Below are 10,757 nucleotides of genomic sequence, written 5' to 3' on the forward strand. Positions count from 1 at the left end.
CTTCTGTCTAGTCCCCTCTATACTCTTTCTTCTCTTCTTTCTCTTAAGCAGTCATTTTTGGATCCGTCTAACTTACATCAACAGAAAAGGAAATTTCTGCTATAACTGTAAAATATAAAATCTCATCTTGAATTTCTACTAAATTCTCCTGAAGGAGATTAATATTGTTTACAGTAATCTTTTCAATCTCACCATCTTTATCTACATCTACTAAATCAAATAGTTCTAATTCTTCAAACTTATCAGTTATCTCATTTTTTATTTCTTCTCTAGATTCTGTAAACCATTGGTGTGCAATCGAAGATATGTACTTATCTTCGGCAGTAATCAAGTCAAATAATTCATCTACATTCGCAATTGAAATTAGATAATTACTTGCATTGCAAGCTGCTTTCATATCGCTGTCATTGCTAATAACATACATAGTTTTATGATTCTCACAACACCATTTCTCCAATGCTGAGATTGTAAATGCATCTGGAAACTCAGATTTTTTCTTCGCTTCTCCGAATGGTGGCTGTTGATTAAAATATTTATCAAAAATTATTTCTACGGCTACATTTTTAGTAGAAATTATATTAACAATATAATGATTTTCTGGGAACAGAAAAAGTTGTCTTGATTCTGTAAAATCTCTTAATTGGGCTTCATAATGCTCCAGCACTAAATCTCTATCGTAATTAAAAATGGCTTCAAAAGATGGAACTCCTCTGAGAAGTTTAGCTTTAGTCTGAAATTTATTGACTGATTCTGTTACTTCTTCGATTTGTTTTTTTAAGTTGGCTTTTATTTCGCGGATAGTAATGTCTGTTAAATGGAGTGTAATCTTCCCATTTACGTTAAAGGTATACAGTCTTGATAAACGTCCTGATGAAAATTGAAAATTTGCATTAATAAATACTTCTGTATCTATAAAAACTTGCGATGTTTGTAATCTTTTATCCATTTTATTTTATACTTATTCTGAGTTACATCAGCAGTTTATACTACAATCTGTCGTTTATTTTCCAATGACTGACTGAGGGTGAAATGAGCCAAGAAACATCTCTCAGCGTTCCTAGTTTCTGGGGTCAAATGAGCGCATATAGGTTAATTGGTACTTGGAACATGGCAAAAAATGTTGATGGATAGAATGCTTATGGGATCGCTAATAGCCCTGCAATGTCTTGGGGTCGCTCTCAGCAAAGATCGTTACAAATCACCCCAATCAAAATTCAGGAAGCGTCGAGCATTCAGCTTGGTATATTTTTCAGTGTGTTTGATATCGCGGTGTCCCAAAAAATCTTGAATCTCTCTAGTGTTATAACCCTGATTCACCAGATAGTAACCGCAAGCATGGCGCATCATGTGACAGTGAACTTTGATATCAAGCCCAGCCTGTGCCGCCAACCGCCCAAGCAGCTTTCGCACTGCATCAGTAGACATCACCTCACCACGCTCGGAAACGAAAATATATTTGCTATCGGGCAACATCTCTCTGAGTTCTTTGAGCAATTCCAGTTCATCATCTCTCAAAGGATGCACCCCAGAATCACTGCCCTTTTCCCTGGTGATGAAAATCTGACGTTCGGCCCACATCAGGGCATCCCAGCGCAAACCGCATTTAGAACCTACAGCTTCCCCCACCCTTAGACCGTGGCGGAACATCATCAACATCAGTGTATAATCACGGTGAGAATAACGAGCTTTGCGTTCTAGTGCGGCATCAAGAAGACTTCGCACCTCGCTTGGTGTCAGGTATTCTCTAGACCTATAATGCTTGTTAGGTAGACGAGTTGGGGGTGGCAACCTCATTTATTCTCGCTGGTAGTGTCCGGTGTACGCGCCTTATTATGGACAGTCTACTACGCCACAAGCCCCATTACTCCGTTGAGAGTCGCGCAACTCAAGAGTTATTGCGAACTGTTATCAATTAATAAATACGTCCGCTTTTTCCAGTCGAATCTCTATCGAAATACGGTTAGGTGTATTGAACCGCAGATATTCCAGCGAGAAATAATTCGGCGCTACTGACAATGTTCTAGCAAGAAGTAATGATGATGAAATCACTCGCTTCCTTAAACACACTGTGGCTAAGGAAATATTGCTAGAACGGACTCGGAAGTTTTAAGAAGAACTAAATCAATTTATTGTTGCGCCAACGGATACGGATTTTTAAAACAACGTCTACATTGGACTGTTCCCAAGCTAGGCACTCCTAAACAATGCGAGCGATGGAGTGACTTAATGCCTTTTATGACTTGGGAGTTGTGGTTAGCTCGTGATATTGTTACTGACAATCCTTTACCTTGGCAGAAATCAATCGATAAATTGACCCCTGGGAGGGTCGCTCAAGCTATGGGAGGAGTTTTTGCGGCCATTGGTACTCCATCTGTTCCACCCAAACCTCGCGGAAAGTCCCCTGGTTGGAAAGCAGGAAAAAAGCGTCACCGTAAAAACCGATGCCCGATTGTTAAAAAAACCGTAACACAACCACGTAAAGAGCCATCAGTTGCGGTTTAATATTAAAGATTATTTATAATTTCGCTAAGTCTTTGATTAACTCAGCCCTGCTGGGTCGTTTTGCATAACTTAGTCTAAACTCCAGTAGTTGATACACAAATCAGGATGAAAACATTTGCTGACTTCGAGGTATGGATTGGGCTTCAGACAATTTCAACTCAATCTAGAGAATCCACCTCCTTCCCTGTGCAAGTTTTGAGTTCACCTGCTGGTCCAGCGACAGGCGATCTTGAACTGGATCTAAGTGCGGATGACTTTAAATCCGAGCTAATTCAGATTCAGGGGATCGATCCTGATGAAGATTTGCGTAAATCCTTTGGTAGTCTACTGTTTAAGGCACTATTCAAAAGATCTGTTGGGGAAGCTTGGGCAAATAGTCGAGGTCGAGTGGGTGATGGTGTTCTTCGACTTCGCCTATGGATTAACGTGCCGCACTTGGCAGCACTACCTTGGGAAATGTTGTGGGATGGGCAGCAGTTTCTAGCTACTTCAGCTAATATCCCCGTCACGCGATATTTACCAGTACCTGAACCCCCTGTTTTTACTCTCACTGCTCAAGAGAGATTAAAAATTTTAGTGGTTATCGAGAGTCCACAGGGTGTACCTCAAATTGACAGTAAAGAAACCGAATATCTTGATGCTTCTTTGAAAGGCTTAGATAAAGTTGAGTACAAAATTTTACAGAACTCAACTTTGTCCCAGATCCAAGATGAACTTCAGCATAATTACCATGTTTTGCACTTTTTGGGTCATGGAACTGGTGGTAAACTTGTTTTAACTGATGATAATGGGCAATCGAAGAGAATTATTAATGATCGAGAATTTGCACAACTCTTTTTGGGGAGAGCTAGTCTACGTCTAATAGTTCTTAATGCTTGCAATAGTAGTCAGGACAAAAATGGACTGTTCTCAGGGATTGCCCCATCTTTGGTTGAGAAGAGCATACCTGCTGTTATTGCGATGCAGTACCCTTTCGTGCAATTAGATACAGCTAGTCTCTTTAGTCGAAGATTCTATGGATCATTAGCAAACGGGTTACCAATAGATGTAGCTGTCAACGAGGCACGTCAATTTCTATCAGTTGAATACAAGTTAGGTAGTCGCGATTGGAACACCCCTATTTTATACATGGGTACCCGCAGTAATAATATTTTTAAATTTTTGTCGGATGAGACTAGTACCCTCGAACAAGCATGGCTATCGGTTCAAGAAATGGCTCAAAAATCAGACGAATCGAAAGCAGCATTAAAAGAATTATCACAAACATTTCAAGAAATCGCCATTTCTCATCAAAAATTGTCTGAATTAATAATATTGAGAGATTATCTAAATGATTTTATAGCTAGCTTCCATCTCTGCGTGAATATTGTTGAGCAGGCAGGAGGAACCTGGGCAAATCTTCAATTTGATAAACTCAAGAAAGAATGGAAAAGAGTACAACAAAATGATATGGACAAATTAAAAATTATTACGAAAAAGCATATTGATAACAGTTTGAACGACTATTTTTTAAAGTTGGTATCACAATCTAAAAGCATAGATTTTGAGATAGATAGAGGTGCGTATTCAGCACTAGCAAATGGTGTGATATCTTTTGAAGAGCGACTTTCTCAGTTTGAAAATGTTGTCTCCGAGGATTTAAATCAAACTATTAAAGATTTAGTTGTTCTATCTGAACGAACGCTAGGACGTTTAGAAATGACTTCTTAAAACAACAAACTAACTGCAAGAGGGCAATTATGGCTACCTGGGATGAATGCGAACAATTTGACGACTTGGAGATTCGTATCTTTGGGATTTCTACAGAGCGGTATTGTGCTGAGTTTCAAATGCCAGATGGAGAAAGAAGAAAAGCCGATTTACCACCAATACCTTCTGTGCTTCGTGCTTCAATTTCAGAACCACGTGAATATGGAATTCATCTATTTTCATGGTTGTTTCGAGGGGATGTTGGTGAAGCGTTTAACGAAGCTCGAATATTGGCAGAAAATCCAAGTAGGGGTTTTGATGTCTATAGAGCGGCTCGTATTCGGCTGCGTTTGTGGTTAGACCCAAACTATCCAGAGTTATCTCAATTGAATTGGGAATGTCTTTACAATCCAGACGAGTATGAGCCATTGTGTTTAAGTATTCCCTTTTCACGATTTATACGGGCTAAGTCTTCCCGCAGCCAACTTATATTAGATCGTCCCCTTCGTATGCTTCTGATAACGTCTAATCCTTCAAATACAGATAGCTTTGAATTCTCTGATATTAAACTGGATGTGGCACCCAAACTACTACAGTTAGATCGACTAGAAACCAATCCAACTCTAGAAAAAATTTATAACAAAATAGTATCCGCTCAAGAATCTGAACCTGACAATCATTATCATATTATTCATCTGCAATCTCATGCTGAAATTCGCGATGAAGGTGCGTACATCGTCTTGACTGATGATCGAGGGAGAGCAGAAGAAATTCCTTATGAAGTAATTTATCAAAGGTTAGGACATGATCACTATAGATCTCCTTATCTTGTATTTTTGGCAACACCGATCAGGGAGTGGGAACAGTGCCAAAAGTTGGCACGTTTAGCATTTAGATTAGTTGATGCTGGGGTTTGTGCCGTAGTAACAACTAACGCTCCTATTGGCAAAGATACTTTGCACCAATTCACTCAACAGTTCTATGATACTTTGCTCAGATCTGGCTCAATTGATATGGCTATTTCCAAAGCCCGTTCCAAGATATATATTTCGAGAGACTGGGAATATTCTTACCCAATACTATACACTTCTGCCACTGATGTTCAGATGTTTCAGCCATTATCTGAAAAATTAGAATATCAATTATTCACCGTAAATCAGTCTATTGGGAATATATCTATTGGAAAAGTAACGGGTTGGAATGCTCAAAAATTTTAATTTGAAACACAGTAGATATATTAAGGAGTTAAATTCAATATTTTATGCCAGTAGCACATGATGATTCTTGGTTACAACCTTTAGGTGAGGCTTTTCACGAAGTAGCCTTTAGAGCTAACCGGCTTCGTGAGTGGATGGAGTTTGAACCTCTACTCCGTAATTTAGAAAATAGATTTTCACAATTCTATTCTGAGGTTAAAAATACTAGTAAAGATAACTTTGGCTCAAAGGTTGATACTATTCAAACAATTTGGTCTTTTTGCCAAGAATCAGATATAGTTGACCTTGAAAAATTCACAGATGGAATTCAACATATAAATCAATCACTTGTGACTGGAGATATTAATAAATCAGATCCTACCGCTCAAGTTTTAAAGCTAATTGATATAGGAGGAAAAATCAGAAAATCCATGGATGATTTAGTTTTTAATGATTTAAAAACTAATAGTAATGACTTTCAGATGCTACTTAAAGGATTAACATCTAATCGTCGAAACGTTGTAGGAAAGGAAGTTCGAGAGTTATGTGAATTGACGATTCGGTTACGTGCAGAGTTTAAATTCTAACAGAATACTATAGCTAAAGTTATGGATGACGATAACCTTTATATTAATGGTGTCAATGGTGTTACTGGAGAATATTTAGTACCTCCACTGGGGTACAGTCAAGCGGCTGCCATTGTAAAGGGTGAACCTTTAGATCCTTTGTTGATTGAATACCTGGACAAAATAACAGAGGTTTTTGAAAGACCAGATCTAGGATTCCCATTAGGAGTAGATCCATCTGATGTTAATCAGGCAGGATGGGCTGTTGTATTCCATGTTGATGAAGATGAAGCGGTACAAAAAGCTCTAGAACCTCTCGTTGAGCACCGACGGCAGCAAATCGGTGATGAAAGCAAAATTAAAGTGTTAAAGTACCGAACTGGAGAAAGCCGTGCGAAATGGCTAGCTCGTTACGGTACAAGCGCCGGCACTGTAGATCCTACAAAGGTTCCTTACTATCTGCTGTTTGTTGGCAACCCCACTCTTATTCCTTTCTCATTTATTCACCTTGTAGATGTGGAGTACGCAGTAGGCTGCCTTCATTTTGATACTGTTTTAGATTATGCTCGTTACGTGGCTAGCCTGATCGAATATGAAACTGGTCAGTCAGTCCCTAATTCTAGAGAAGCAGTTTTCTTTGCTCCTCGTCATTCCTTTGATAAAGCCACACAACTTAGTGCAGATTTCCTAGTTAACCCTTTAACTGATGGAGTTCTACCGGGACAGACGGGAGTTGCCGAGCGGTGGCATTTTCAAACTCGAAAGATTTGGGGAGAAGACGCTACCAAAGGTGCGTTAATTGAAACATTAACTCCAGATTCAAGTAAGAAACCGCCAGCCTTCCTTTTCACTGCCAGTCATGGGATGGCATTTCCAAATGGTGATCCTGACCAAATCCAGAAGCAAGGAGCATTACTATGTCAAGATTGGCCTGGGATTGGTTCTATCGATAAGAAACATTACTTTAGTGCTGAGGATATTCCAGCTAGTAGTCGAGTTCATGGAATGATCACATTCCATTTTGCTTGTTATGGTGCTGGTACGCCCTCTAATGATCGCTTTTTCCATAAACCAGGAGAATCTCCACCTTCCATTGCCCCTTATCCTTTTATTGCGGCTTTACCTAAAGCCTTACTTACGCATCCTCAGGGTGGGGCATTAGCTTGCATCGGTCATGTAGAGCGTGCCTGGGGATGCTCATTTAAAATCCGTAAAGTTGGTCCACAAATCCTACCTTTTGAAAATGCGATCGGAAGAATTCTTTTAGGTGAACCAATAGGTCATGCCATGAAAGATTTTAATGAGCGTTACGCATCTCTATCAGCTACTCTAAGCAGTAAGTTAGAAGAAATTGGTTTTGGTGAAGAAATCTCTGATGAAGATTTGGCAGCGGATTGGATTGAACGTAATGATGCTGAGGGCTATATTATCATCGGAGATCCAGCAGTTCGACTTCGGATAAATTCTTTGGAGTAGGTTCAAAGGCAACTACCGTAGTTGCGTCAACAGTCTCTATGTACACTAATGGAGTTATATATGCCAATTAGAAAATTACCTGCAAATGACCAAGAATATTATCTGATTTCTTTTGACGCTAAGGGGAATGAGCGAACTGACGATCCTGATGGAATGATGAGCCAACAGATTATTAATGTGTTATCGAATGAACCAATCACAGATGTATTCCTGATAAGTCATGGATGGTTAGGAGATGTTGATTCAGCAATAGCTCAGTACGATCGCTGGATCGGGGTGACGGTCGAACAAAGTGCTGATATTGAACGGATGAAGCAAATTCGCCCAGGATTTCTCCCGTTATTAATTGGTGTACACTGGCCGAGTTTGCCATGGGGAAATGAAGAACTGAAAAGTATTTCTACCTCATTTGAAGCATCAGCTATTTCTCCAGTAGAACAATTAGTCGATCAGTATGCAGAGCGTATCGCAGATACAGAGACAGCACGCGGAGCACTGCGGAAAATCTTCTCTGCTGCAATGGATGATATTGCTCCTGACGAATTACCTTCTGACGTAAAAGAGGCATATAGAGTTCTTAATGATGAGGCTGCTATAGGTAGCGAGGGGGTTGATGCTGCACCAGGATCGGATCGTGAACCTTTCAATCCTGAAAATATATTTGAGGAAGCTGAAGCTGAAGATGAAGTCAACTTTGGCAACTTCAGCTTGGGAGGGTTACTTGCTCCTCTGCGTATGATATCTTTCTGGAAAATGAAAGATCGTGCCCGTAAGATTGGTGAAAGCGGAGGTTTTAAGCTATTAACAAGTATGCAAGATGCAGCATCTCAGAGTGTGCGGTTCCACTTCATGGGTCACAGCTTTGGGTGTATTGTTGTCTCCGCAATACTTGCTGGTTCAAATGGGAAGGGTACCTTGGCTCGTCCAGTTAACTCTGTTGTATTGGTACAAGGAGCATTGTCGCTATGGTCTTACTGTTCAGATATTCCAGATGCCCCAGGTCGTGCGGGTTACTTTCATCCAATCATTGCTGACCAAAAAGTTATTGGTCCTATCGTTACTACACATTCTCAGTTTGACACTGCTGTTGGTAAAATGTACCCCCTTGGTGCTGGTGTAGCTGGGCAAGTAGAATTTCCACTTAAACCTGGCGAATCACCTAAATTGCCGAAGTATGGAGGTTTAGGAGCATTTGGGTCACGGGGGAAAAGTCTGGAAATTGTAGATCAAGAGATGCTTCCCCTCAATACCTCGTATCAATTTGAAGCAGGAAAAATATACAACTTGAAAAGCGATAAGTTTATCAGCAAGAGTGATGGCTCTTTAGGAGGGGCACACAATGACATCGCCCGACCTGAAGTGTCTCATGCTGTATGGGAAGCAGCGATGATTTAATGTTGTGGCTCGCAATTACTCTTGCAAACGTGTCGTGGGATGGTATCCCATTTGGTAGCTCTAAAAACGTTTTTAACCACTCAGACTTTGCACATCCGTATGTTTCAATTGCCACCCAACTATCTGCCCCACATATCACTCCACAAATGGCAATAGTCAAAATATCGATTAGCTTATGACGTTTTGTACGATCTATTCGTGGATCTGACATCTGTGCAAAGTGGTCAGCAATTGTAATTTTGGGCTTGAGTTTCACGCCTTCCGTAGGGCTTTATTGTTACTTTTACAATGACTTTACCATCAATGCCCCATTGCTTATCCTTCATGCCGCACGCGATCGCTGCCTTTATCCTTTTTTAGTATCTATGTACTATATTTAGATGCGTTTGCCCTGTCAGTTCACATAACTCTCGAATTTCTTTTTCTACAATATTTCGACGCTTAGATATTAATCCTTTAAGTAGAATCTGAAACTCACTACTGTTTGTTCTTAAATCCTTAAAAACCAAATCGTCAATGGAATCTTGAATTTTTTTACCTATACTAATTAGTGATGAAACTTGATTGCTAGGATCAGTCACAAGTGCTTGATTTATATGCTGAACTCCCTTTATGAATAATTCAAGCTCGATCATATCTGATTCTTGAAAAAGAACCCAAATATTTTGAATAGTACCTATTCTCCCACCCAAAGTCTCCTTATTAGTATTTCGAACTTCTGAGTAGAATTGTGAAAATCTATTGTCTACATTACGGAGTACAGGTTCATATTCCATCCACTCTCGCAGTCGATTGGCTCTAAAAGCTACCTCCTGAAAAGCCTTTTTTAATATCTCCTCTTGACCCTCTGGCGAATTTTTCAGTAATTTACATGATTCTGAGGTTTGCTTCGCATCCAATGGTAAAGGGGGAATACTGAGTGCTACTCTTTCGGCAACGTGTTTACGATACTGACTTTTCACGGTAAGTCCCCAAGCCCCCAAAGAGCGTGGCTTTTTCCACAGACTAATTATCAATAAAATTAAAGCTATTTCCACATACCGTGAACGATATTGTTCTGGCATTTTTATCTTCTCCATTGGGATTTTCTCCATTGGGATTTTCTCTCTTTAATTATGAAATATTTTTAGGCAATACTTGGCTATAAAAGTTTAGCTACATTTCTGGATGAAAGCCTTACTGGTAAGGAATGAGGATTAAATAAGATCCAAAAATTGGTCATGCAATAATAGGCTGAATCTATCCTTGTTGCTCATTTCGGTTTCCTTGTTTTGTAGTAGCAAGCCAACTTGGGAGCTTACAAACGTCCAGAGTTAAGAAGGCATCTTGGGAGCCTGAGAAACGTCCAAGTGAATTCATTTCTCTAGAGTCTATTAGCTTTACCTGGCTGTGCTGGCATTGCAGTAAAAAGTTGGCAATCATAACACTATGATTGCCTTCATAATATTGAGTTCAAAAAAAGTGATGCTTGCGGCGGTAAACTATGCACCCATCGCATCAATATGGTTTTTTGGTCAAAGCCTTTTAACTCATAGGGCCAGCTTTTAAACGAATAGTTCGACAATTGTCGCTATGTTGAACAATCAAGTCTTGCTTCAGACTCACCTTGCGGGTAAACATATCAACTTGCCATCCTAGCTGCACTAGTGCTTCACCCACTTGACGCACATAAACATTTTGTCCCCCAGCTTCTTCTTTCTCTATTTCAATCGCCGGGCCTCCGTGGACGGAAATCAAGGCGATACGTTTTTCGGTGATAGAGTTCATAGTTTGTGTGCTGCTGATTTTAACAAAGCTTTAGGCTGTTCCAAGTTCGTGTTTAGCACACTTACCTGAATTGTTTAGGAACTTTGATTAATATTGATTTTAATTTAATATGTCTAATATTTTTTTACATCCTCTGCCAGAAGTATAATTTTATGTAGGTCTTTGG

At 39.8% G+C, this 10,757-nt stretch carries 9 protein-coding genes and 2 pseudogenes; 6 read left to right on the top strand and 5 right to left on the bottom strand.

The features are described 5' to 3' along the window. Window positions 1–67 precede the first annotated feature (67 nt). The gene (locus GNF10_RS31335; RefSeq protein ID WP_185607344.1) at window positions 68–946 is read right to left on the bottom strand and encodes a PIN domain-containing protein; all 879 of its coding nucleotides are present in this window, start codon (window positions 944–946) and stop codon (window positions 68–70) included. 245 nt (window positions 947–1,191) lie between these two features. After that, a complete protein-coding gene (locus GNF10_RS31340) occupies window positions 1,192–1,794 on the bottom strand; it encodes a tyrosine-type recombinase/integrase (protein ID WP_185587631.1) in 603 nt (200 codons plus the stop codon). A gap of 432 nt (window positions 1,795–2,226) precedes the next feature. On the opposite strand from GNF10_RS31340, the gene GNF10_RS31345 reads away from it, so the two are divergent. From GNF10_RS31345 to GNF10_RS31370, 6 genes are all read left to right on the top strand, one after another. After that, window positions 2,227–2,502, top strand: a complete 276-nt coding sequence (locus GNF10_RS31345; RefSeq protein ID WP_185587633.1) for a hypothetical protein — start codon at window positions 2,227–2,229, stop codon at window positions 2,500–2,502. 105 nt (window positions 2,503–2,607) lie between these two features. Beyond that, window positions 2,608–4,212, top strand: a complete 1,605-nt coding sequence (locus GNF10_RS31350; RefSeq protein ID WP_185587635.1) for a CHAT domain-containing protein — start codon at window positions 2,608–2,610, stop codon at window positions 4,210–4,212. Window positions 4,213–4,241: 29 nt separating this feature from the next. Continuing rightward, window positions 4,242–5,408 carry a CHAT domain-containing protein gene (locus GNF10_RS31355; RefSeq protein WP_185587637.1) on the top strand — a complete coding sequence of 389 codons (1,167 nt, stop codon included), beginning with the start codon at window positions 4,242–4,244 and terminating at the stop codon, window positions 5,406–5,408. A 44-nt stretch (window positions 5,409–5,452) separates the two neighbouring features. Beyond that, window positions 5,453–5,974 (top strand): hypothetical protein, encoded by a 522-nt coding sequence (locus tag GNF10_RS31360; protein WP_185587651.1) that lies wholly within the window; start codon window positions 5,453–5,455, stop codon window positions 5,972–5,974. Between the two features lie 21 nt (window positions 5,975–5,995). Further along, a complete protein-coding gene (locus GNF10_RS31365; protein ID WP_185587654.1) occupies window positions 5,996–7,429 on the top strand; it encodes a hypothetical protein in 1,434 nt (477 codons plus the stop codon). Window positions 7,430–7,489: 60 nt separating this feature from the next. After that, window positions 7,490–8,824: a hypothetical protein gene (locus GNF10_RS31370; protein ID WP_185587655.1), complete on the top strand. Its 1,335-nt coding sequence runs from the start codon at window positions 7,490–7,492 to the stop codon at window positions 8,822–8,824. Window positions 8,825–8,834: 10 nt separating this feature from the next. On the opposite strand, the pseudogene GNF10_RS31375 reads toward GNF10_RS31370, so the two are convergent. The 3 genes and pseudogenes from GNF10_RS31375 to GNF10_RS31385 all read right to left on the bottom strand — a co-directional run. After that, window positions 8,835–9,080, bottom strand: a pseudogene (locus GNF10_RS31375) (transposase family protein); the annotation flags it as partial. 100 nt (window positions 9,081–9,180) lie between these two features. Then, window positions 9,181–9,918 (bottom strand): hypothetical protein, encoded by a 738-nt coding sequence (locus GNF10_RS31380; RefSeq protein ID WP_221643718.1) that lies wholly within the window; start codon window positions 9,916–9,918, stop codon window positions 9,181–9,183. Window positions 9,919–10,360: 442 nt separating this feature from the next. After that, window positions 10,361–10,591, bottom strand: a pseudogene (locus GNF10_RS31385) (glycosyltransferase family 1 protein); the annotation flags it as partial. Between the last annotated feature and the right edge of the window lie 166 nt (window positions 10,592–10,757).

Origin of the sequence: Nostoc sp. UCD121 (assembly GCF_014222285.1) — a bacterium.
Classification (GTDB): Bacteria; Cyanobacteriota; Cyanobacteriia; order Cyanobacteriales; family Nostocaceae; genus Nostoc.

Excerpts from the sequence above, each read along its gene's own strand:
- GNF10_RS31350 (WP_185587635.1), top strand. The coding sequence starts at position 2,608 with ATGAAAACATTTGCTGACTTCGAGGTATGGATTGGGCTTCAGACAATT.
- GNF10_RS31380 (WP_221643718.1), bottom strand. The coding sequence starts at position 9,918 with ATGGAGAAAATCCCAATGGAGAAGATAAAAATGCCAGAACAATATCGT.
- GNF10_RS31355 (WP_185587637.1), top strand. The coding sequence starts at position 4,242 with ATGGCTACCTGGGATGAATGCGAACAATTTGACGACTTGGAGATTCGT.
- GNF10_RS31340 (WP_185587631.1), bottom strand. The coding sequence starts at position 1,794 with ATGAGGTTGCCACCCCCAACTCGTCTACCTAACAAGCATTATAGGTCT.
- GNF10_RS31370 (WP_185587655.1), top strand. The coding sequence starts at position 7,490 with ATGCCAATTAGAAAATTACCTGCAAATGACCAAGAATATTATCTGATT.
- GNF10_RS31365 (WP_185587654.1), top strand. The coding sequence starts at position 5,996 with ATGGATGACGATAACCTTTATATTAATGGTGTCAATGGTGTTACTGGA.
- GNF10_RS31335 (WP_185607344.1), bottom strand. The coding sequence starts at position 946 with ATGGATAAAAGATTACAAACATCGCAAGTTTTTATAGATACAGAAGTA.
- GNF10_RS31360 (WP_185587651.1), top strand. The coding sequence starts at position 5,453 with ATGCCAGTAGCACATGATGATTCTTGGTTACAACCTTTAGGTGAGGCT.
- GNF10_RS31345 (WP_185587633.1), top strand. The coding sequence starts at position 2,227 with ATGCCTTTTATGACTTGGGAGTTGTGGTTAGCTCGTGATATTGTTACT.